The 24448-nt window shown below is 27.8% G+C and carries 21 protein-coding genes; 6 read left to right on the plus strand and 15 right to left on the minus strand.

All coding sequences use genetic code 4. The annotated features are described in order from the left end of the window. Nucleotides 1-195: 195 nt before the first annotated feature. The 8 genes from AB5V95_RS02300 to AB5V95_RS02335 all read right to left on the minus strand — a co-directional run bounded on the left by AB5V95_RS02300 (nucleotide 196) and on the right by AB5V95_RS02335 (nucleotide 10952). On the minus strand, nucleotides 196-594 hold the full coding sequence (locus tag AB5V95_RS02300) for a hypothetical protein (RefSeq protein WP_369085757.1): 399 nt from the start codon (nucleotides 592-594) through the stop codon (nucleotides 196-198). Nucleotides 595-1013: 419 nt separating this feature from the next. After that, nucleotides 1014-1892, minus strand: a complete 879-nt coding sequence (gene tsf, locus AB5V95_RS02305; protein WP_369085758.1) for a translation elongation factor Ts — start codon at nucleotides 1890-1892, stop codon at nucleotides 1014-1016. A gap of 18 nt (nucleotides 1893-1910) precedes the next feature. Continuing rightward, on the minus strand, nucleotides 1911-2771 hold the full coding sequence (gene rpsB / locus AB5V95_RS02310) for a 30S ribosomal protein S2 (protein ID WP_027122509.1): 861 nt from the start codon (nucleotides 2769-2771) through the stop codon (nucleotides 1911-1913). A gap of 269 nt (nucleotides 2772-3040) precedes the next feature. Further along, nucleotides 3041-5197 (minus strand): Tex-like N-terminal domain-containing protein, encoded by a 2157-nt coding sequence (locus AB5V95_RS02315; RefSeq protein ID WP_369085759.1) that lies wholly within the window; start codon nucleotides 5195-5197, stop codon nucleotides 3041-3043. A 119-nt stretch (nucleotides 5198-5316) separates the two neighbouring features. Further along, the gene (pip, locus tag AB5V95_RS02320) at nucleotides 5317-6258 is read right to left on the minus strand and encodes a prolyl aminopeptidase (protein WP_369085760.1); all 942 of its coding nucleotides are present in this window, start codon (nucleotides 6256-6258) and stop codon (nucleotides 5317-5319) included. Nucleotides 6259-6272: 14 nt separating this feature from the next. Beyond that, nucleotides 6273-8444 (minus strand): SGNH/GDSL hydrolase family protein, encoded by a 2172-nt coding sequence (locus AB5V95_RS02325; RefSeq protein ID WP_369085761.1) that lies wholly within the window; start codon nucleotides 8442-8444, stop codon nucleotides 6273-6275. Nucleotides 8445-8489: 45 nt separating this feature from the next. Then, complete coding sequence (locus tag AB5V95_RS02330; RefSeq protein WP_369085762.1) at nucleotides 8490-10175, minus strand: MATE family efflux transporter; 1686 nt, start codon at nucleotides 10173-10175, stop codon at nucleotides 8490-8492. 12 nt (nucleotides 10176-10187) lie between these two features. Beyond that, nucleotides 10188-10952, minus strand: coding sequence for a hypothetical protein (locus AB5V95_RS02335; RefSeq protein ID WP_027122504.1), 765 nt, complete (start codon nucleotides 10950-10952; stop codon nucleotides 10188-10190). A gap of 136 nt (nucleotides 10953-11088) precedes the next feature. On the opposite strand from AB5V95_RS02335, the gene AB5V95_RS02340 reads away from it, so the two are divergent. From AB5V95_RS02340 to AB5V95_RS02355, 4 genes are all read left to right on the plus strand, one after another. Continuing rightward, entirely contained in the window at nucleotides 11089-11544 is a 456-nt protein-coding gene (locus tag AB5V95_RS02340) for a hypothetical protein (RefSeq protein WP_369085763.1), read from the plus strand. Between the two features lie 116 nt (nucleotides 11545-11660). Beyond that, nucleotides 11661-11921 carry a hypothetical protein gene (locus AB5V95_RS02345; RefSeq protein ID WP_369085764.1) on the plus strand — a complete coding sequence of 87 codons (261 nt, stop codon included), beginning with the start codon at nucleotides 11661-11663 and terminating at the stop codon, nucleotides 11919-11921. Continuing rightward, the gene (locus AB5V95_RS02350; protein ID WP_369085765.1) at nucleotides 11870-12616 is read left to right on the plus strand and encodes a hypothetical protein; all 747 of its coding nucleotides are present in this window, start codon (nucleotides 11870-11872) and stop codon (nucleotides 12614-12616) included. The genes AB5V95_RS02345 and AB5V95_RS02350 overlap by 52 nt, the downstream gene beginning before the upstream one ends. A 330-nt stretch (nucleotides 12617-12946) precedes the next feature. After that, nucleotides 12947-13732, plus strand: coding sequence for an arginine deiminase family protein (locus AB5V95_RS02355; protein ID WP_036475869.1), 786 nt, complete (start codon nucleotides 12947-12949; stop codon nucleotides 13730-13732). A 154-nt stretch (nucleotides 13733-13886) separates the two neighbouring features. On the opposite strand, the gene gpmI is transcribed toward AB5V95_RS02355, so the two are convergent. Further along, nucleotides 13887-15392 carry a 2,3-bisphosphoglycerate-independent phosphoglycerate mutase gene (gene gpmI, locus AB5V95_RS02360; RefSeq protein WP_369085766.1) on the minus strand — a complete coding sequence of 502 codons (1506 nt, stop codon included), beginning with the start codon at nucleotides 15390-15392 and terminating at the stop codon, nucleotides 13887-13889. Between the two features lie 366 nt (nucleotides 15393-15758). On the opposite strand from gpmI, the gene AB5V95_RS02365 reads away from it, so the two are divergent. Further along, nucleotides 15759-16481: a TIGR01906 family membrane protein gene (locus AB5V95_RS02365; RefSeq protein WP_369085767.1), complete on the plus strand. Its 723-nt coding sequence runs from the start codon at nucleotides 15759-15761 to the stop codon at nucleotides 16479-16481. A 33-nt stretch (nucleotides 16482-16514) separates the two neighbouring features. Then, nucleotides 16515-16913, plus strand: a complete 399-nt coding sequence (locus tag AB5V95_RS02370) for a hypothetical protein (RefSeq protein WP_369085768.1) — start codon at nucleotides 16515-16517, stop codon at nucleotides 16911-16913. Between the two features lie 42 nt (nucleotides 16914-16955). On the opposite strand, the gene AB5V95_RS02375 is transcribed toward AB5V95_RS02370, so the two are convergent. The 6 genes from AB5V95_RS02375 to dnaK form a co-directional block, all read right to left on the minus strand. Continuing rightward, nucleotides 16956-18110 carry an aromatic motif membrane protein gene (locus AB5V95_RS02375; protein WP_369085769.1) on the minus strand — a complete coding sequence of 385 codons (1155 nt, stop codon included), beginning with the start codon at nucleotides 18108-18110 and terminating at the stop codon, nucleotides 16956-16958. Then, nucleotides 18110-18967, minus strand: a complete 858-nt coding sequence (locus tag AB5V95_RS02380; protein WP_369085770.1) for an aromatic motif membrane protein — start codon at nucleotides 18965-18967, stop codon at nucleotides 18110-18112. The genes AB5V95_RS02375 and AB5V95_RS02380 overlap by 1 nt, the downstream gene beginning before the upstream one ends. After that, nucleotides 18960-19943, minus strand: a complete 984-nt coding sequence (locus AB5V95_RS02385) for an aromatic motif membrane protein (RefSeq protein WP_369085771.1) — start codon at nucleotides 19941-19943, stop codon at nucleotides 18960-18962. The genes AB5V95_RS02380 and AB5V95_RS02385 overlap by 8 nt, the downstream gene beginning before the upstream one ends. After that, entirely contained in the window at nucleotides 19921-20625 is a 705-nt protein-coding gene (locus tag AB5V95_RS02390; protein WP_027122494.1) for an ABC transporter ATP-binding protein, read from the minus strand. Before AB5V95_RS02390 ends, AB5V95_RS02385 begins: the two co-directional genes overlap by 23 nt. Then, complete coding sequence (locus AB5V95_RS02395) at nucleotides 20625-22457, minus strand: ABC transporter permease (protein ID WP_369085772.1); 1833 nt, start codon at nucleotides 22455-22457, stop codon at nucleotides 20625-20627. The genes AB5V95_RS02390 and AB5V95_RS02395 overlap by 1 nt, the downstream gene beginning before the upstream one ends. Before the next feature lie 171 nt (nucleotides 22458-22628). Further along, on the minus strand, nucleotides 22629-24407 hold the full coding sequence (dnaK, locus tag AB5V95_RS02400; protein WP_369085773.1) for a molecular chaperone DnaK: 1779 nt from the start codon (nucleotides 24405-24407) through the stop codon (nucleotides 22629-22631). Nucleotides 24408-24448: the final 41 nt, after the last annotated feature.

Below are 24448 nucleotides of genomic sequence, written 5' to 3' on the forward strand. Positions count from 1 at the left end.
TTATATTCCGAAGGTTATTTTCCTTTAGTTGCTGCTGGATATTTAGCTTTGAATTCATAAGTGTTAACAAAACGTAAATCATTTTCAAATCAAATGATGCTGAACCATTTTCAAGTGCACCTGGTAAATCTTTTAAGTTTGTTAATAAAATTAGCGCACTTGGCGCTGTTTGGTTGTTAGAAAAAAATTATTGGTCTAGCTTTTTGTTGAAAAGGTTTGAGTTATATAAGTTTGATTTTCATATTTAACTTCTACTGTATAAACTTTATTTTCTGTTAGACCATCAAAAGTGATTTCTTGTGAGTTTCCTCTAATTTTGAATACATTCATTTGTGGACTAGCAATTCAAGATTTATCTATTAATAAAACTTGAACTTCTTTGCCTTTAAATTTTTCGACATTTAAATTATCAATATTGAATGAAAGGGAATTATAACCTGAACTTTTTAATGAAAGTGTAGGCGCAAATTCTGCTTCCTCTCTATTAACATCTATTTCTTTTCTCATAGCAAAAACCGCTATTGTTGCCGCTGTAGCAATTGCGACGGAAGCGCCTAATGCTGTTGATAAAATTATTCTAGATTTTTTAGACATATTCCTCCCTTTTTCTTTTAAAAATTACAAAATTTAACAATTTGTAAAGCTTATTTTATAGTCTTTTCTATATTCCTGTTAAAAATTAAAAAAATAATTAAAAAAATGTTTGTTTTATTAACCTATTGGTTAATTAAAACGAAATTTTAGATTTTTTGTATTAAGTCATAAAAAAGAGTTTTTAAATACGATTCTTAATATTAAAATGTTTTTTTATTATTTATAACTACAGTAAATATAACTTAATTTAAGTTACTTTTAAGTATAGTACGAATATTTTACTGATGCTTATTTTTTAATATAAAAACAATTTATAAAATTTTGATAACTTAGCTAAATACATTAATTTTTAAAGTTATATTTTGTATAAAAAAATAGTGGATAAATTCCACTATTCCAGTATTAATTAATACAAAAGGTTATTTTCCCATTTGTTCAGCAACTTCCGCTGCGAAGTCAACAACCTTTTTTTCGATACCTTCACCAACTTCGAAACGAGTAGCGTCAACTAATTCTAAACCGCTATCTGATAAATATTGAGCAACTGTTTTTGATTCTTCCATTACAAATGGTTGATACATTAAAACGCCTCTCTCAACAAATTCTTTTTTCAACATTCCAGCTTTCATTGAAGCTTGAATTTTTTCTGGTTTTCCAGCTAATTTAGGGTCGTTTTCAATTCTATTATTAATTTCTGATAGTTCTTGTTCACCTAAGCAAGATTCAAATAAATGAGCTGGGTTTAAAGCTGCAATATGCATTGCTACGTGTCTTAGGTTTTCTTGATTTGATCCTTTAGCTAATAAAACAACAGCAACACGGTTATTAGCGTGTGTATAACCAGCAACAACTTCATTATCTTTAGCAACGTATTTAATTGCTCTTCTTAATGAAATTTTTTCTCCAATTTTAGCTGTTAATGTGTTTGTGTGTTCTTCAATAGAAACGCCATCAATTAAAATTTTTGCTAAATCTTCATTGCTTGAAAAATCAGCTTCAACTAATGCATTTGCTACCTTGTCAGCAAACTCTGTAAACATTTGGTTTTTAGCAACGAAATCTGTTTCTGAGTTTAATTCGAAAACTACTGCAACATTGTCTTTAACAAATGCTTTAACGATACCTTCAGCAGCAATTCTTCCTGCTTTTTTAGCAGCTTTAACGATACCTTTTTCTTGTAATCATTCGATTGCTTTTTCAATATCGTTTCCAGTTTCTTCTAAAGCTGTTTTACAGTCTAGAAAACCTGAGTTTGTTCTTTCTCTTAATTCTTTAACTTTTTGTAGATCTACAGCCATTTTAATACCTCGCCTTTATTAGTTTTGTTCTTCTTTTTTAGGAGCTTCTCTTTTTACAAATTGTCTTGGTTTTCTTTCGCTATTTTCTGATTTTTGTTCTTCAGGTAAAACGATTTTTTCGTTTGGTTGGTAAGCAAATAATTGAGCTTCTCCACGACCAGCAGCAATAGCGTCAGCTAAGATAGTTGTAATTAAAGTAATTGATTTAACTGAGTCATCGTTTGCTGGGATAACAAAGTCAACTAGATCTGGATCTGAGTTTGTATCTTGGATAGCAAAGATTTTTAAACCTTTTTTCTTAGCTTCTCTAATAGCAATTTCATCATCGATTGGTGATGCTGAAATCATAACTTGTGGCATAGCAGTTTTACCAGCTAATTTTCTAATACCACCTAAGTTTTTTTGTAGTTTAGCAATTTTTTTGTCCATTACTAAACCTTCTTTTTTGGTGTAACCTTTGTAACCATTTTTTTGTAGTTCTTCTAATCTTTCTAATTCTCTAACACTTCTAAAAATGGTTGATGAGTTTGTTAATGTTCCACCTAATCAACGTTCTGAAACATAAACTGAATTTGTTCTTTCAGCAGCGGCTTCAATAGCTTTTTTAGCTTGTTTTTTTGTTCCTACTCAAATAAATGAGATTGGTTTTTGAGCCATTTTGCTTAATAGTTTGTAAGCGTATTCTAAAGTTTTTTGTGTTTTAGCGATATCAATAATGTGAATTCCCATTCTTTTTCCATAAATGTATTGTTTCATTTTTGGATTTCATTGACTTGCTCTGTGACCGAAATATGTTCCAGCTTCTAATAATTTTTCACGTGAAACGATAACTGGGTCATTTGTTGCTTGAACTTTTTGTTCTTGTACTTTTTCTGACATTTTAATAATCCTTTTCTTATTTGTTATTCTTCCTATTGCTTCGAACAATATGCATTAATACAAATTAACACTAGCATTTGAATCCACAATAGTGTTTGATAAATTAAATGTATGTGAAATTTATTTGAATTTACCAGTACGTAAATGTACTGCTTTATTTTACCACAAAACTAATTTTTCGTTTAATTAAAATTAAAGATGTTAAAAAAATATTGATTTTCAAATAAAAAAATAGCCTGGTTATACTCTTGTTCCAAGCTAATTTTTAGTTATTTATTTCAGATAATTTTTCCCTGAATACGTTCTCTTTCTTTATCAACTTCAAGAATCTGAATCAATACATTATCACCGACATTTAAAACTTCAAGTGGGTGTTTAATAAATTGATTTTCAAATTTCTTCATATTTTTAATATGAATTAAAACGTTTTGTTTAAGTCCTATAAAGGCGAAGGCTCCAAAATCGGTAACATTTTGAATTTGTCCCATTATTTCTTGGCCAGCTTTTATGTCATCTATTGTTAAAACTTTATCAGAAATTATATAACCGCCTTTTTCGTCACGAATATCTTTTTCCGGAGCAATTAATGAATCAATAATGATATCTAAATCAAATATATTGATATTTAATTTTTCTGATAATTCTTTTCTATTTAAATTAGTTAATATTTCTTTATTTATATCATTTAAATCAATATTTAAGTATTTAACAACTTCGTCAGCTATTTTATAACTTTCGGGGTGAATATTAGTCTTGTCATAAAAGTTCTTTGAATCATGTATTCTTAAGAAACCAACGGCTTGTTCATATGCCTTAGGACCCAATCCCTTAACTTTCTTAAGTTCATCTCTATTTTTAAATAAGCCATTTTCATTACGATACTTAATAATATTTTCCGCGATTGAATTTGACAAACCGGAAATATATGACAAAATAACTTTAGTTGCTGAGTTTAAATCAACACCAATCATATTAACTACTTTGTCAATTTTATAAGCTAATTGACGACTTAACTCTTTTTGATTAACATCGTGTTGATATTGTCCAACACCAATCGATTTAGGGTCAATTTTAATTAATTCATTTAGTGGATCTTGAAATCTTCTTCCAATATTGATTGCCGAACGGTATTCAACATGTAAATTGGGGAATTCCTCTTGCGCAATTTTTGAAGCAGAGTACACTGATGCGCCCACTTCGCTAACAATTGCGTATTTAATATTATTTCCGCCATGTTCTTTTCTTTTCTGAATAAATTTAGATACAAATGCTTCAGTTTCTCTCGAAGCAGTCCCATTTCCAATAACGATAATATCAACATGATACTTATTTGTAAAATATAATAAAACATTAATAGCTTCTGATATTTTATTTTTATCATTAACGGTAGGGAACATGATACCTTTTTCTAAAAAATTACCATTTTCATCAAGCATTGCCAATTTACATCCATTGACATAGGCCGGGTCAATTGCTAAAACTTTTTTATTTTTAGTAGCAGGACCTAAAAGCATTTGTTCTAAATTCGAAGCAAAAACTTTAATAGCATCTTCTTCGGCTCTTGTAAATAAATCACTTTTAATTTCACGTTCAATTGAAGGAATAATTAAACGTTCTAGTGCATCTAAAATACTTTCCTGAATAATTTTTGCCGTTCGTTTTGATTTGAAATACATTTGATTAATGTCATAAATTATTTTTTGTTTATTAAATTCAATATCATAACTCAATATTTTTTTCTCTTCTCCACGACTTAAAGCTAAAACTCTATGATTAGGAATGCGATTAACTTTCTCATGATAATCGTAATATTGAGCAAATACTTGTTTTTCATCTTCTGCATTCTTTTTTAACTTGGCTATGATCGTTCCATATTGAAATAATTGGTTTTTAACATATTCGCGCACTTTTATGTCTTGTGAAATATTTTGAGCAATAATGAATTTTGTTTGTTCTAAAACTTCCTCTTCGGTTTTTAATTTATCGCTTAAATATTTTTTGGCTTCGCTGTACATATTAAAGTTATCTGATTTATTTTCAATAATAGCTTCAGCTAAAGGACTTAACCCTAAAGCAATTGCCTCAGATGCTTTGGTTTTTTTACCAATTTTAAATGGTTCATAAATGTTTTCAACTGCTTGCTTTGTATCAGCTAATGAAATTTTATTTTTCAAATCATCAGTTAATAAATCTTTTTCTTTCAAAATTTCTAAAACGTATTCTTTTCGTTTTTCTAATTCAACATCATATACATAAAACTCATTAATCTTAGCGATCATGTCTTCATCAAGGCCGCCAGTAGCCGCTTTTCTATAACGAGATATAAATGGAATTGTTGCTCCTTCAGATAATAAATTCAAAGTTGCCTCAACTTGTTTTTCGGCAAGCGATAATTTATTAGCAACATGTTTAATAGAATTACTCATATAATTGACCTCCATATTTATAGTATTAATATTATATAGTTATAAATTAAATGCCTTATTTATTTGCGAATTATTTGTGAAAATAAAAATCTCTTAATACTAAGAGATTAATATCTTAATTATAAATTTTTAAATTCTTCAGTAGCGTCAACTAATGCTTCAGCAATATTAGGTTCCTTACTTGAATGACCAGAAGCTTCTATTAGCCTTAAAACTGAATTATTTAAATTTTTATGCAATAAATAAGCTCCGATTGGACGGCAATCCATATCATATTGACCGTGAACAATAATAGTTTTAATATTGCTAATCTTAGAAATATTATTCAATATATAATTTTCTTCTAAGAATATATTGTTAATAAAATAATGATTCTCTAATCTAGCCAATTCTAAGTTAGCTTTTTTGTCTGATAAAATTTCTTCTAAAATTGGCAATTTATTTAATGTAATTAATCCCAATTCTCATTTTGCTCAATGATATGCTGCTTTTTCGGCAATTTCAGTATTTTCTGAATTTAAATATTTATGATAAGCTTTAATTAAATCAGCTCTCTCGTTTTCAGGAATAATTGAAACATATTCGTCATATTCAGCTGGAAAATAATATGAAGCGCCTTGTTGATACAATCAATCATCATCTTCTTTTCTACCCAAGAAAATACCTCTTAATATCATTGCTTTAACACGGTCGGGATGATTTATTGCATAAACTAAGCTAAGTGTTGAACCTCAAGAGCCTCCGAATAATATTCATTTTTCAATTTTTAAATACTCTCTTAACTTTTCAATATCATTTACCAAATCTTGAGTAGTATTGTCTATTATTGAGGCGCTTGGAATACTTTTACCACATCCACGTTGATCAAATAAAATAATACGGTAATGTTTAGGATCAAAATATTGACGATTTGACTCAGATGTTCCTCCTCCGGGACCCCCATGCACGAATAATATTGGCTCTCCCATTGGATTTCCTGATTCTTCATAATAAATCTGATGAATTTCGCTAACTTTTAAAAGCCCCTCATTATAAGGTTTAATTGGTTCATATAATTTCATAGTTTATCCTTTACTTATTTAAATATTTTAAAAGCTCTTCTCATTTTATTGGTTAATTTTAAATTCAGAAGTTTAAAAATGATTTTAATAATTTTTCAATTATATTTGTTAAACAATCTATAACCAATTGTTTTTGAAAATCTTTTTGCAATAATAGTGAAGTATTTAAATGGTTTTAGTTGTTTAAAATCTATAGAATCAAATAGCTTGCTTTTGATTGCAGCATTGTATAATAAATTAACAATGTGTTCAGTTGATCCTTGACTTTCTATAAATTCGAGTATTAAATCAATAATCTTATTTAATTTATTTCATTCCTTATGATTTAAATTATTGATTGGAATATTTAAAAATGACAGTAATATGTTCGCAAAATTTTCTTTACTTTTGCCATTTTCTAAAATAAATAACTTAATAATGTCAAAAAGTGTTTTTTTCAATAAAAGCTCATTTTCTCTTATAAAAGATATAAAAAAATCATCAAAATTTGCATATTTATATCTTTTATCTAAAAATGATCGAAACATAAATAATAGCTCTTTTATATTAAGTGTAATTTTTGAATCATAGGAAATAATTTTAATTAAATTTGTCAGTGTTTTTTCAGGTAAAATCGGGGTTAAATGATTTTCAAAATCAACAAGCGTAAATCCAATAAATTCATCAAGCATTTTTAAAGCAGTTTGATTTTTATCTAATAATTCTAAAAATAAATTATAGAAATTACCTTGATTTTCTTTAAAAAAAGTATTAAAGAATGCTGATAATTTTTGTTTTGGATGTCTTTTAAATATACTTTCAATTGAAGCTATAACTTTTATAATACTCTCACTTAATAAAACCTTAGCTAAAAAAGCAAGTATATTTTCATCTTTGAAAATACTTTCTTTAATGAATTTAACAATTTGGGAGTCTTTAGGCAAGTATTTTAAAATGAATACAACTCTTTCTAATGCCAATGAAGAAAGCGATGTGTACTCTTCACGACTTATAATTAAAGCTTCGTCACGTTCTTCTGATGCTATATTTTTAACTTCCCGTTTTAATAAAGCAAAGTAAGGATTTTGAATATTATTTTTAGAATCTAATCATGAACGTAATATATATACAATTTTGTTTATATTGTTAGGTATTGGAAAGATAAGTTGCTGATTATTTCTATTTGATATTTTTACATTATTTTTAATAGAAAAATTCTTAATTTTTTTATAGTATTTTTCATCTAAAGTATCAAATATTAACTTTTGCTCTAATATCAATTTAAAAGTCTTTCTAGCTATTTCTTGATAGCCAAGTTCGCTAGGATGAACATCTATTGTATTTTCGCAAAGTTTTGATGAATTATCCTTTCAAAATTTAAAATCAAAAGCCTTGATTCAGTAACATGACTCTTGTTCTGCCACAACTTCATTAATTTTGTTAATAGTTGATATAAATTTCTTAAATAAATCATTGTAAATTACCGGATTTATTTTTTTAAGTATTTCTTCATATCTTAATGAAAATGTTAAAAATGGAGGTATATACGAAATTAGTAAAATTTTAGCTTTTCCATTAAGCTCTTTAATTTTTCTAACCATCAATCTATACTGTTCAATGATTGAATTAGCTATCTCATCTAGTTGATTGAAGATTTGTTTTTTTAATTTTAATTGTTTAAAATAATTATTTTCTTTTAATATTGATCTAAACAGCGAAAATGGTACTGAACTTTGAAATTCATTACCACCAATTGAAATCGTTATCAAATCGCTTTCTTTTATGTCATCAAGAAATTTTTTAGCATAATCTGCGAAATTTTGCTCTTCAGTTTTTAAATTATCGTAATTTCAAATACGCTTTTGAATTTCAACATTAGCCATTTTTTCAATATTTTTATTCATTAAAACAATGTTAGAAATTTCTTGCGTAAAAGCGCCATTAACAAGCGAGTGAAAATCAGCGATTCTCATTACTGATAGCGCATCGTTTTTATATTGAAAGTTTTCTCAAAATTTTAAATATTCTTTATCTTTCTGGCTTATGCAGTAATCACGAACAAACTCCGTTAAATAATCACCATAACTAAAACCTTTTATGTACTCTGATTTTAATTTATGTCCACAAGCTCCGCAACCAATTTTACTATTAAAACCTTGAGCAATTGAATCACCAATTGCCAAATATTTAAATTCTTTATTATTCATACAAGAAATTATATATTTTAAGATTAAAAATTATCTAATCTAGATTTAATTATGAACTAGTTTATTGACGGTGTTTGATTTTTCTAATTCTAGTGTTACATTTCTTGCTCAATTGGTTTTTCATGCAACAATTTCAAAAATTGCTCATCTAATCAAATCAATAGAATAGAATAAAAAGTAAGCCAACTCAATTGATATTGCATTATTAGTGTTTTTTAATGGGTTAACTAAACCGAAGGTTAAAATAATTAATCAAATAAATGAAAGTCACTGTGCACTTAACATAGTTATTGATGCTATCATGTTTCTACCACCAGCTCTAGGCAAGGCGGCACTTGTGTAAAATCAACATCATACTGGGTTAAATGCTATAAAGGTAAGTGAACAAAATAGAAATGTGCGTTTAAATTCATCTGCAGTTAATTGCATAGCATGTGCAACAAAACTGTCATATTGACCGTTTTGTCCAATTTCAGGAATAGCACCTTGAATTATGTCTTTTGGATAATTACTAAATTCTCCATTAGCTAACATGTCTTTAATGTATTCTAGATTATGATTATCGTATAAAGTATTTTTAACTCCCTCAGCAGCTCCTCTTGAAGTTGCTGGAGAATACGCAATACCAAATACAACGCCAACCATAATTATTGACATAATCGAACCAGCCAACGTGTGAAAGCCTTTTAAAGCTTGCGAATGTTTTTTAGCTTCTTCAAACTGATTTTCTCCTAATTTAGTTGCAACGAAGTAAGAGACATTGCTTGAACAAACACTGGTAACAGCTGAAGCTATTGAAGATAAGCTTTCTACCAAACCTAAAATTGTTACAGCGTTTATTCCCATTCATCAATATCCTATACCCGAACTATTTGGAGCCATGCTATCTGGAAAAGCTCTACTTCATATTATCATTCTAAGTGGGATAGTTATCATACCAACAATGGTAACTAACATTGCAGGTATTCTAATTAATATTTGCTTAGCGATTGGTCTTGTAATATAAAACAACTTAAATAAATTAACAAAAATTGGCCTATCTTTAAAATAAGTTAACAATTGATCGCTTAATAAACAGACACATGCTCCAACAATTGAACCGATGGCAGCATAATACGATGGCATTTTAAAAGCATATAAACAAAGCGCATTAATTGAAGCATTCGTCACTAATGTAAGTGAAGCAGAAACGAATGCTAAATTTGAATGCCCAGTTTCATTAAGTTGCATATTTGTGTTAAAGTTAAATGATGTAATTATTCAAGATACAGTAATTAAAACTAAATAATTCATTGCATCAGATTTAACCGAACCTTTAATTTCAGAGCCACCAACTAAGTCAATCATATTTCCGGTAGCAGCTCAACACGGAATAGCAAAAAAGATAACAATGATTAAATACATCCAAATCCGTAAATTCATTATCTGGTTGACCTTATCATAATCTTTTTTACCATAATACTGGCCCACAAACATAGCTGCTATTCCTTGGATTGCAAAAAATATCGTATACATAATTCCTGTATATGTATTTGCATAAGTAAGGGCGTCAATACCGCCTTCTAAATGACTAACCATAAAGTTGTCTAAGAATCCATTTAAACAAAACAAAATTTCGCCAATGATAATTGGCATTGTTTTAATGAAATAAAGCTTTCAATCATTTTTAGATTGAGGGAATAAACCCCTTATAAAATTTTTTTTATTTTTAAAAAGTTTATTCTTTTGCATAAACCCCCTTATTTATAAAGTTCAAATTTTTTCTTTTAATTCCTTAATGGTTAATTTGTCATCTAGTTTTAAATTTTTAATTTGTTTTAATAATTCCTGTTTATAGCTTAGCTCTTTCAAAAGTTGCTCAGTTTGCTCAGGATGAGCAACTATATAGATCATCTTTACAACATCATCTTTTGAATAGCGATTTAATTCTTTTAATAATATTTTTTTATCTAAATTAATTAAGAATTTTTTTCTTTTATCGTTAGCCCTTAAGTTCTTTAAAGAGTTAGTATATAGTCAATATCCCGCAAATGATGCTATAGCCCCATTTCTCTCTCCTAAAGCATTGTTTAAGTATTTATCATTTAGGGCGCTTATAACTTTTTTAATTTTTGTAAAATATGGCTCTGAAAAAAATTTGGCAGTTAGTCTAGATAATGAAACAGTTGTTTTTGAAATTAATGCTCTAACTTCATTTTCCGGAAACAATCTTTTTAAGCATTTGTTTTCTAATACTGGGTTATGTCCAATAAATACTATGTCTTTAATATTTAACTTAGGGTTAATTTTATTAATATCTTTTATTATGCATTTTTTAATAGTCGATCACATTCCATTCTGAGTTTGGTGTTTATTAAAATCCATAATAAAAGTTTTAACTTCAAATTCATTTTTAGAATTCAAAAGACCCAATGTGTAAGCATAAGGCGTGCCACTGGGTAAATTAACTAATTTAGCAAACGGATTTGTTATTGCTTCAAAATCTATAAATACTTGATTATCTTGCATATAAAAGAATTATATACGCATTTATTTAAAAGTGCAATAATAAGGTAAGAAGTGTGAATTCTCAAATATTTTGCTACATTGTAATTCTCAATCATTTTGCAACATCCTATAGTTTAAAATCATTATAGGAGGTAAAGTGAAATATAAAAAAATAGAAATCCAGAATTTAACAGATTTTGAGAAAAAAAGAAAAGATATTTATACAGATATAACTAATGGAAAATTAAAAATAAACCAAATCGCCATAAAACACGAGGTTAGTCGTTTTACAGTTTCTAAAATTAAGAAATCTATAAATTTTGACGGAACATTTAATGTCTCGCACAAAAATAAAGGAAATAAATATAGACAAAAGTTTAGCGATAATCTTGTAGATTCTGAAATTGAAAGAATCAGAGATTTTAGCTCTTTTGTTTTTGATCAACCTACAGATAGAACTAAAAATGTTACTATGGCTATTTATTATAGAACAAAAGGTTCAATAATGTCTTTAAAAACTCTTTACAGACGTACTTTAAAAGAGGATATGCAACAGAACACTCGCACAAATCAACTAGAAAAGAAGCTAAAAGAAACGCAAGAAATATTTTAAATGACGCAGTTCCAGAAACAATATTTTATTATGCAATAAATAGCAGATTAGAGAATCTTAAAACAATAGAGAAAAATGCGGTAATAAAAAATACCTGGAAAAATCTTTCTCCAGGCATGATTGTTGAGATTGATGCTACGCCAGACACAATGGGGTTGGGTGAAACTTTTCATACTTACCACGCTATTGACCCTGCCACTGGTAGGCTTTTAGCAGTCCATGTGTCTAAAGAAGAAACCAATATTGGTTATATGAATCTGCTTGAAAAACTTTTTAGAACACACGGAATTCCGCAGATTATAAAGACCGATAAAAGAACAACTTTTTGAAAAAAGAGTCTTCATACACACCTATTACTGAGTATTTGCGATCTTTAGGCATCGAAGTTCAATCTTCTAGTGTTCCGCAATTTAAGTCTTTTGTTGAAAGGTCTTTTAAAACTGCTCAATTAAATTATCCCATATTCTTTAAAACAAAGAATATAAAACATTGAACAGAAATAAGTAAGATTGAAGACGAATTAATAAATCACTTTAATTCTATATCTCCAAAATTAGAAAGAAATAGTGATAAAAACTGTTTTAGAAAAATAAATGAAGGCGACCCTGGTTGGTATGTTGATTATCATTTTAAAAATAAAACTCATTCAGGTGCAGTTAAATACCTAAACGAATATTATGCCCCAGTTGATACTAACGGCAATAGAGTTAATTTTTCAAAAAAAATAAAAGTTTTATTTTGTATGAACTCAAGTGGTGAATATTTTTTCAAAACTCCAGAAAATCGTTACAAAGCAAGCAGTGATTTATCTAACTTTAACTCACAAGAGATTTTTTTAATAGGCAAAAATCTTGACGTTTGAGATGATTTGGCTTATAAATTAAGTTTGATAGTCGTAACGCATAAGTCAGTAGTTTCAACATTTACTGATAAGTTTAATTACTTGATTAGAAATTTAGAAAAATTTAAATTAAATACTTCGGGTTTAAAAGAAGAAATGAACCACTTAAAATCAATGTTTAAAAACGCAATTAAAGAAGTAGATAATAACCTATCTGAATATTTTAAGTAGATTTTAATTTTTATTTTAAGATATACAGATTTAAAAAAAATAATAGCAAAGTATAACACTTTGCTAATTTTTCCTGATTACTGGCTTAAATTTTTAGGTCTTAAAAAATAAATTTGATATCATAAGTTTAATAAACATTTTTAAACTATAAAAATGTTGCAATTTGATTAAGAATTAACATTAAAAGTGCAATAATAAGGTAAGAAGCAGACAAATTTATTGCAATTTTCTTATTTTTTTAACAAAAATATCAACATTTTTTTCAATTAAGAATACAATAGGGGTAAGAGGCATGACCTCGAAAAGAATTAAGGAGATTATATGTTACAAATGAAAGATAAATTCAAAAATGTTATAGTAAAACGTCCAGCCGCTTCGATGGTAAATGGGATCACATCAGCGCCTGAATTAGGAAAACCAATTTACTCACTAGCTTTAGAACAACACGATAAATATATTGAAGCTCTAAAAAGCTGTGGAGTACAAGTTACAGTATGTCCAAGAAACGAAGATTTTCCAGACTCATGTTTCGTAGAAGACACTGCAGTTATTGTTACTGGAGAAATTGCAATTCTATCAAACCCTGGAGCATCAACACGTAATGGTGAAAAATTAGAAATGTTACCATATCTAGAAAAATTCTTTGATGAAGACCACATCTTTAAAATCCAATCACCTGGAACCTTAGATGGTGGGGATGTTATGATGGTTGGAGACACATACTATGTAGGTATGTCAGAACGTACAAACCGTGAAGGTATTCGTCAATTCCACAACATTTTAGCAAAAGTAGGTAAAAAATGTATTCCTGTTCCTATGACAGAAATGCTTCACCTAAAAACTGGGGTTAACTACCTAGAACACAATAACTTATTAATTTCTGGTGAATTTTTAAACTACCCAACATTCAAAGACTTTAACCAAATCGTTGTAAAACCTGAAGAAGGATATGCAGCAAACTGTATTTGAGTAAATGAAACTGTTATCGTTCCAGAAGGATATCCAAACGTTTTAAAAGCTGTACAAGATTTAGGAATTTATAGAGTTATTACTTGTGATACTTCTGAATACAAAAAATTAGATGGTGGATTGAGCTGTCTATCATTAAGATTCTAGAATCTTAACATAAAATCTTATTAACGCATCTCTTTCGAGATGCGCTTTTTTTACTCAATATTATCCTTTTAAACTAATAAAAAATCTAAACACATAATCGTGTCTAGGTTTTTTGCATATATTTATTTAACAATTATGTTTATTAAACTGAAAACTATCTAACCAATAGCGATTCCCCTGTCATTTCAACAGGTTTTTCAATACCTAAATAGTCAAGAATAGTTGGGGCAACGTCTGCTAATTTACCATCTTTTAATGAAATTGATTTATCTGTTGTAATAAACATAACTGGGCTGGTTGTGTGTTTAGTTGCTGGCTTACCCTTGTCATCTTCAGTAATTTCGGCATTACCGTGATCTGCAGTTATAAATCAAGTTACAGTATCTTTATTATCAGCAACATAGTTTAATATTCTTTCAAATTGTTCGTCTAATATTTCGATTGCTTTAGTTGCAGCTTTTAAATTACCAGTATGACCCACCATATCAGGGTTAGCAAAGTTCATAATTACAAAATCAACATTTTTAATGTGTTCTAATAATTTATCTGTAATTTGTTCAGCAGACATTTGAGGATAATCTGCAAAAGAATCGACTTTTAAACTATCTACTAACACACGTTCTTCATTTTGATAAACTATATCAACTCCCCCATCCATGAAAAATGTTACGTGAGCATATTTTTGTGTTTCTGCTAATCTTAATTGAGTTAAACCATTAGCTTCTAAAACTTTTCCTAACGGATTAACAACTTTCATTTCTTCAAATGCTATTTCCGAATTAATTCCCTCATATTTCATCATAGAAACAAAGTGATCAATTGACTTTCTTTCAGCAGGTTGATATTGATATAAATCAGAGTTAATTAATAAATGACTTAATTGTCTTGCTCTATCTGGTCTAAAATTAAAGAACACAACCGAATCATTATTTTCTAAAAATAAACCATCTTTAGCTTGCGCAGGGATGAAAAATTCATCAAAAATACCTTTTTCATATTGATCTTCAACATATTTTTGGATATCATCAAAAGTATTTTTTGACTTGCCCAAAATAGTTTCGTATGATTGCATATTTCTTTCAAACATAGTGTCACGATCCATTCCATAAAATCTGCCACCAATACTTGAAATTGTATAGCCAAACTCTTTAACTAGCTTAACTAGTTCATCTAATGAATCATTAATTGATTGAGGCTTAACGTCACGCCCATCACCAAAAGCATGAACGCTAACCTTTTTAAGACCTTTTTTATGTGCCATTTTTAATATTTCAAACAAATGTCTATCAAGCGAGTGAACTCCACCATTACTTAATAATCCAATTAAGTGTAATGTTGTATTCTTAGCCAATACGTCATTCATAGTTTTATTTAAAACTTCATTTTGATCAAAAACATTGTCATCAATAGTTTTATTTATTAGTGAAAGTCCTGTATAAACAATTCTTCCTGCACCAATATTTAAATGACCAACTTCACTATTACCTATTTGTCCTTTTGGCAAGCCCACATATTCTCCAGATGCTTGTAAAACACTATTTGGACACATTGCAAATAAATAATCAAAAATTGGATGAAATGCTTGAGCATAAGCATTTCCTTGACTTTCTTTTCTTATTCCAAGTCCATCTATAACTGTTAGTATTATTTTTTTATTCATATGATTTCCATTTCTATAATTACTTTTAATTTAATTTATATATTCAATAAAAAAATTATATCAATTTTATAAAACACAGTTAAATCAGAAGATAAAAAAAACAGGCCAATTATTGGCCTGGCAAAATTTTCTGTGTTTATTTGCAAATTAAATTATAAACTATTTTTTAAGTATCTAATAAATATTTATTTAATCAGTTTGAATTTTGTGAATTCTCAAATATTTTGCTACATTGTAATTCTCAATCATTTTGCAACATGCTATAGTTTAAAATCATCATAGGAGGTAAAGTGAAATATAAAAAATAAAACACGTCAGTATTGACTAACTAATTAAAATCGCACTTTTAAATGTTAAAATTTAAATATGGACGAAGAGAAAAAACAAAAAGTTAGTATTTTTATCAATGTAATGCTAATTTTTTGTTTTTCTTTCTTTATTATCTCTTTTTCAACTTCATTGGTGATTTGAATCAGGCCTTTTTATTATAATTTACACCTTAAAAATATTGACATTGATAGGCTTGAATTTAAAGCGGGAAAATTAAATTATGATGAGTTAAAATATGCCTATGATGAGCTACTTGATTTTCTAACTTATTCTAGTCATTTTGGTATTGGTAAACTTCAAATATCTGAAAGTGCCAAAGATCATTTTTATGATGTTAAACTTTTATTCATTATTAACTTTGTTATTTTAGCTTTATCGTTTTCTTTTATTTCAATATCATTTCTTTTAAAATATCATTTAAAATTAAATATTTATATATTAAAATCTTGGTTTATCGCTTCAATATTAATTATTGTGTTTTTCATTGTTTTATTAGTTTCAATGGCAATAAATTTTGACAAGACTTTTGAAATATTTCATCTAATTTTATTTAGAGGAAAAAACAATTGAAGATTCAATTACAATAACGACGAAATAATCAAAATTTTAAGAGAAGATTATTTTAGAAACTGCGCAATATTTATTGGTTCAATTTCCTTTGCTTTGTGTCTATCTTCAATCATTTCGGTGCTTATCAAGAAGCTATTAAAGATAAAACTAATTAATATTTATAAATCAAATTTAATTTATATATGTTAAGTTTGATTTTTTATTTTAAAGTAAAATATTTATATGAAAAAAAGCTCAAAAAACCTCATAATAGCATCAACAGTATTATTTTCCTCAGTTTTAGTCGGATCAATTGCTACGCTTGCAGTTACTTTTACTAAAAAGAAAAAGTTTAATCATGATAAATACATCTTTTTATCTACAAAAGATATTGGTAGTGATTACATAATCATTGAAGTTAGCTTTCTTAAAAATAAATTAAATGAAAAAAATTCGGTTGAATTTTTAATAAATAATAATAAATATACATATGAATTTAATAAAAGTGATCAAGCAAAAGATAATAAATACTCATTCAAAATTCAATCTTTATTACCTAATACTCATTATGAAGTTGATGAATTAAAACTTAATAATGAAGTTATCGAAGAATTTAATAATTTCAATTTTTCAACAAAATAAAATACTTACCTTTATTAATCGGGGTAAGTATTTTTTGTATTATTATTTTTTAATTAGTTGGCCAAGAGTAAATCTTAGTTGTTTTCCGCCGTGGTTTTCTTCAAATAAAATTTGTTCAGTACGATTAGGGTGATATGAAATAAAATCCTTAGTTGCACGAATATATAAAGCTAAATCGAATTTTTCAGTAACTTTTTTATTTAGAGCTAAACTAGGATATGAATATAAATATTGACTAACTTCGATCGAAAATGGGTCCGGTTGCTTTGCTGGTTGGGAGTTATTAGTTACTTCTGCGCTTGTTCCAGAACCAAAAATTGGAAAGTCAACATTTGGTTTTGTATTTGTTCCTTCTTCGTTATTTGAAGAGTTGTCGTCTTCTGCATCCTCATCACCTGAATCCGACGAATCGCCACTATCTGCGTCTTCATCGTCTCCTCAATCAATATCCTCTTCAGGTTCTTCTATTCCTGTAGGTCCTTTGACTAAAACAGTCATGATAAAGCCATCTTCAGTTAATAAATATATTTTATAATCCTTGTAGTATAAAGTACTTTGATATTCTTGAATAATGTATTGTTTAACTTTAGTGCTGATTGGTCTGTAAATGGAACCGACTGAATTTTGTTTATTTTGTGGTGAATCACCTATTGCAGCTCCGGTTGATAAATCAAATTTATCTACATCTGAATAAAATGTAAACATAAAGCTGTTTAAATTAAATAAATATCACAATCAGTTATCTTTAACAAGTTTATTAACATTATCAGATGCTTTAGTTAAAAGGCTTGGTTTGGTATCGCCCTTGCCACCACCAAATATACTTGAAAAGTCGAATCCACCAAAGCCGGGAACAGAGCCAGAACCATCTGATCCTAATGCTGATACTGTACTAGTTGCATAAAATAATGATCAATTTAATAACTCTTTATATTGTTCATCATTAATGGCTTCTTGTGTTTTAATATACTCAGCTATTTTATTTTGATCATTGTGATAAACTAAGTTTAAAATTGTTTTAATATAATCTTGGTTTATAAAGTTTTTTCAAGCTGCACTATCTTTTTTATTTGTTTCTACTTCTTTTACTTCCGCTTTTTGAACATTAGCTTCTTTGGCTGTAGCACATGATATAGCAACGACTGGAGCAGAAATTAAAGTTGCTGCTGATAAAATTGAAAATACGCTCTTTTTCATTATTTATCTCCTTTGTAAAGTAAGTGCATTTGTGCCATTGGTCCATATCCTTCTTTTTTAGCGAAGTCATTTTCAAATCTGTCAAAACCGTCTTGAGTATAGTGAATTAAAGCACCATGAATTAAATCTGATATTAAGCCAATAGAAATGGTTGATTTTTTAGATAATGGAAAAGCAAAGAAATATGGGTTAATTACAACATATGGATTATCACCTAACGTATCACGAATTTGAAATCTGAATAAAACATTGTTTTTAGTCAAGTATAAGGTTGTTGCATCGGAAACTTCAGCTGATTCATCACCTTCTTTTAAATCGGTGAAATAATTATTTTTAAAAATAATATCAGCGGGTGCTGCTAAGGTATTTAAATAATCTTTATATTCCTGACTGTGTTTTCCTCTTCTAGGATTTTGAGGGTATTCTGGGAATAAATATCAGTGGCTAAATTTTCCATAAAATAAATCAATATTATTTAAGAAAAAGTATCAATTTTCATTTATAGTTTTTTGAATTTCTAAAGCTACTTGATATTTTTCTTCGTTAGTTTCTTTAGCTAAAAAGTCTTTAGTTAATTCTTTAAATCTTGCCTTAACTTTTTCTTGATTATTTTTATCATTTTGATTTTTTAAAAATTGAACTTTTTTAGCTTCACTCTTAAATGCTTGTAAAGTAATTTCTTTAATAATTTTTTGAGTTCTTAATTCTTCTGGTGTTGCGCCATTTTCAATAACATCGCGATCTTTAGGAATAATATTTTTAAAATCATCTCTTTTTGAATAAGTTGAACATGAAGTAATCATAACTGGTAAACTAGAAGCTAGTAAAGTAGAAAAAAGTAATATTTTTTTAGTCATTTACTGACCTCCATGTATATCTATAAATTTTGATATCTTCTTTTCATAATTTTTCAATTGCCGCTTGTATGAAATTTGCATAAGCTTCTTTTTCTAAAAATGTAGATGTTTTTCTATCATTATATTCTTGATAAAATTCAGTTTCATTAAATTCATCATAGTTTTCTTTTTTGTATTTGTATTCTTTTTCGACTAAAAGCTTTTTGGCATTAATAAATTCATCTTCAACTTTATTAAATAAAGCTAATAGTTTTTCTTCATCTAAGTTTTTATCAAACACTAAAAGATCTGGTGATAAAACTATTTTATTTTGATGATTATGTGTAAATGAAAATGCTCTAATTGCAATATTGCCTTCGTATACTAAATACAAAATTTTGTGATTAGAATAAACATTGTGAGCTTTAATTTGATCTAACATTTTTCATTCTAATTCATATACTTTTTTAATTTCATTATTTTTAAGCATTTGAATCATTGTTGGATTAACTTCTAATGTTTCGCTAACCATTTTTTTGCTATCCGCATTTGAGCGATATTTATCGCCATAAACGTTATATGCATATACAAATTTGTCTATATTTTTCAAATATCAATATCAATCATTTTCGATAGTTTTTCTTAAAATTTCTTTAGATTGCTTATTCAATACTAGTGTACTTGCAGCATGATTTTCAGCATTAATATAAAATGGTGGAAAGTAATTCATGGCATATCTTACTTCGTCAAATTTAGCATCTAAAATATTATTTTGGCTATCAACATATTGCTTGTTAATGCTTGCATTATCTGATACATATTTATTTACAAGATTTTTAACTATTTCAGAATTATCAAATTTATCAACTTCTTCAACTTTTTTATTTAATTGAAACTTTGGCTTTTCATTATTATTTTGATTAACAGAACAACTAATAGATAAAACAGGGATGGTAATTGAACTTAAAATTAAACTAGTTTTCAATAACTTTTTCATAGAAAATCTTTTCTAATGAACCATTTTTAGTTCCTGAGTATAACATTTTACCTTTATGAATAAGTGTATATGAATCTGTATACTTATCAATTTCAGTTAAAACGTGTGAACTAATGAATATAGTTTTTCCTTGACTCTTTAATTCATTTAAAATTGAAAATAATTCAAAACGAGCTGTAGGGTCTAAATTTGTTGATGGTTCATCTAAGATAATTAATTCAGGATCGTGTAATAGGGCTTGAATTAATAGAACTTTTTTCTTTTGACCTGATGAAAATCTATTTGGTTTTTCGTATTTAGCTGATAGAATGTTGAATTTTTCTAAATAATAATCTATTGTAGATTCAAGTTTATCTTTTGAAATATTTGAAAGCTTTCCTAAATATTTTAAATAATCATAAACAGTTAATTCTTCTGGGAAATATGCGTTTTCAGGCACATAACCGATAATTTGTTTCGATTTGGGATTACGATTGTTAATTCCTTTTATTAATATTTCGCCATCATATTTAAAATATGACCCGATAATTGATTTAATTGTTGTTGTTTTACCTGCACCATTTTCACCGATGAAAGCATGAAATTCTCCAGCATTTACACTAAAAGAGACATTGTCAACACCGTGTGATGATTTTGGGTAAATTTTGGTTAAGTTTTTAACTTCTAAAATTTTATCAGCCATTATCTACAGTCCTTTCTTGTGTACATGTGTAAGTTTATAAATACAAACATTGCTATAAATGCCAATCAAATTAATCAGTAAACATTTTTGTTAACTACTTGGCTAGATCTTTCAATGCTGTATACATCATCAGTTGCTTGGAATAAATAATTTTCATTAGAAGGAGTTAATTCATATCTAATAATTACTTTTTGTTGATTTGTGTCTTTATCTGTTGATACTTGAGTTTTTGTTGTGTATGATTCATAGCCACCGATAAAGTATTTATATCCGTCAATTGTTAAAGTAATTTGAGATGGTGCATATGTATTTTTATCTGATTCAGATTTGAATAATGATTTTAATAGTAAACCATTGTTATCTGAGAAGTATAGATAATAAAGTAGAGCCGAGCCTAAATATACTTTTCTTTCAACCTCTGAACTTAATTTTTTATCTTTAACTGCATTTTTATCAAATACAATAACATCTTTATCTTCGATTAAGTATAAGAATGAGTTTTTGTTATCTAATTCTTTAGAAATTTCAGCCAATACTTTAGCTTTAGCTTCTAAAGTTTCTTGAAGTGAAGATTTTTCGGTTAATTTAATATTAATTGCTTCATAGAATTCTTTTGCATAATAATTGAACGCTTCACTTCCTAAAATTTGTTGCATATAAGGTCATTCAATTTTACCAACTAGATTATTTGTGCTAGCAAATGAGAAGTTATCTTCAGCAAATGAAGCTTCAAAATCTGAAGCATTTTCTCTTGCATAAATTACTGATGAATTAATTTGATTAGAAATAGTTGAATAATCTTTTAAAACACCCGGTACAAAGTATTTTTGCACAAGTTTACCATTTTCAGTATTAACTAATAATTTAAGTAATTCTGGTTTCTTATTAACTTTATAATCGTAAATTGTGTTATCTAGTTTTTTATAGTAAACTGTGTTATTTAAATTCATTAATTTTGCATTTTCAAAAGAAAATACGTTTTCATTTTTTAAATTAAATATATCAACCATTTGATATGGAATTGATAATCATGAATATTTTTGTCATGTTGAAGAAGCGTTTTTAGCAACTTCAAGAGCTTTATCTAAGTAAGCAACTTGTTCTTTAGTAAATTTTTTATTTTCTAAGCCATTTGGCATAATGTATAAAATGTCTTTATTATTATTTAAATAAAATTTCTCTGCATCAATTTCATTTCCAGATTTGTGCAAATCATATTTAGTATTTAAATAATATGATGCATTATTTATACGAGTTGTTGAATTAGCAGCTATTACAGTTCCACCAATTGCCAAAGGAGCAAACAACATAATTGGTAGAGTTGTTGAAAATTTTTGATTTAATTTATAACTAATCAATGTGGTAACTAAGCCAAAAAATAGATAGCTTAATAATTGCACAAAGAAAGCCATAAATATAATCTTAGCAAAATCATTTGAAGGCACTAGATTTCAATAAACCAACATTCCGCCTAAAAATGATGTTGCTGATCAAATTAATCCCAATTCAAATAAACATAATATTTTTCCTCAATATATAGTTTTACGTGAGATTGGTTTTGAAAAGACTAGAAGCTCAATTCCTTCACTTTCTAAGTCTTTAAAAATGTTTAATGATTTTAATGATGAATATAAAACACCCATAACTAAAATCAATAAAGTGTAGCTATATAAAAATATATTTTTATAGCTTTCTTCAATTTTTACCGTAAAAAGAACAATACCTAATATTAAACTTATCACAAACTGAACTATAGGTAAGATTATCGTACTTTTCTTTTTAGAGGTGATTTTAAATATAAAATTTGAATAACTAACAAGCGATTTTTTCACTTTTCCTCCATTTTTTAATAACTAATATGTATATATATAATAACACAAACAACCATTTTAAATTACAAAAAAATATAATTATATTTATAAAAAAAATGTAATTTTTACATTAATTAATAAAAAAGCACCTTATTATTCAGTGCTTTTGAGAATTTTATATATAAAGGAACATTAATTTTGTTGGTTATTGTTTTGATTGTTTGGATCAAATCCTTGTTTTTTTAGAATTTCAAGTGCTTGAGCCATTTTTTGTTCGAATTCTTTTACTTTTATTTCTAAGTTTTCAAAATCTTTTTTCTCTAGAAGTTCTTTCATTTCTTTAACTTCTTTTTCAACTTCAGATTTTTGAGCATCTGGTAGTTTTTTGGCTTCTTCTGAATTTAAAGTCTTTTCAACTTCATGAATAATTTGTTCAGCTTTAACTGATAGTTCAATTTCTTTACGTTTTTTAGCATCAGCATCACGGTTTGCTTCAGCATCTTTTACCATTTTTTCAACTTCTTCTTTTGATAATGATGAAGTATTTTGAATTACTACTGATTGTTCTTTGTTTGTTTTCTTATCTTTTGCAGTTACAGTTGTAATACCGTTAACATCGATTGAAAAACTTACTTCAATTTGAGGAACACCACGAGGTGCTGGTTCAATACCTTCTAAATTAAACTGACCTAAAACTTTATTATCACGTGCCAATTCTCTTTCACCTTGAGTTATTACAATACTTACTGCTGTTTGATTATCCATCGCAGTTGAAAATACTTGTGATTTTGTAACTGGAATTGTTGTGTTTCTAGGAATTAAAGGAGCAACTAAATCACCTTCAACCACAATACCCAATGTTAGAGGAGTAACATCTAGTAATAAAACATCTTTAATATCTCCGGCCATAATGGCACCTTGTGTTGCAGCCCCAACAGATACAACTTCATCAGGGTTAATTGAGTTATTTAGTCGTTTTCCAGTTACATCTGCTACTAATTTTTGGACAGCTGGCATTCTAGTTGAACCACCAACTAATAAAACTTCGTTAATTTCATTTCAGTCTAATTTAGCTTCGTTTAATGCATCTAATAAAGGTTTTTTAGTTCTTTCTAATAAATCTGCTGACATAGCTTCAAATTCAGATCTTTTTAATTCTAGCTCTACGTTAACAGGTCCATTTGCGTTCATAGCTAAAAATGGTAGAGAAATGTTAGCTAGCATTGATTCTGATAATGTGATTTTGGTTCTTTCTGCTTCTTCTTTTAATCTAGCCATTGCCATTTTGTCTTTCGAAGGGTCAAAGTCATATTTTTGTTTAATTTGTTCAATCATTCAATTAACAATTTTGTGATCTCAGTCATCTCCACCTAAGTGGTTGTCTCCTGAAGTTGATAAAACTTCGAATGTTCCATTTTCCATTTCTAGAATAGAAACGTCAAATGTACCTCCACCTAAGTCAAATACTAAAATTTTATGGTTAACATCTTTATCTTTATCAACACCAAAAGCTAAAGCAGCTGCAGTTGGTTCGTTAATAATTCTAACTACGTCAAGTCCTGCAATAATACCAGCGTTTTTTGTTGCTTCACGTTGTGCATTATCAAAGTATGCTGGAACAGTAATAACAGCTTTTTTAACTGGTTGACCTAATTTTTTAGCTGCATAATCTTTCATGTATGAAAGGATCATTGCAGAAATTTCTTCTGGTTTATAATCTTTATTATTTACGTGAACAGTTTTATCAGTACCCATAAATCTTTTGATTGATGCGACTGAATCTGGGTTAGTTTCTAATTGTCTTTTAGCAGCTTCACCTACTACTATTTCGCCATTTTTAAATGCAACAACAGATGGGGTTGTTCTTTTACCATTTGGGTTTTCCAAAACTTTTGGACTTCCGTTTTCAATAACTGAAACTACAGAGTTTGTTGTACCCAAGTCGATACCTAAAATTATTTCTTTTGCCATATTTTTATCTCCTTATATTTTTATATTTAAGGTAAACATAA

The sequence above is a fragment of the Metamycoplasma spumans genome (assembly GCF_041026625.1).
GTDB classification, from domain to species: domain Bacteria; phylum Bacillota_I; class Bacilli_A; order Mycoplasmatales; family Metamycoplasmataceae; genus Metamycoplasma; species Metamycoplasma spumans.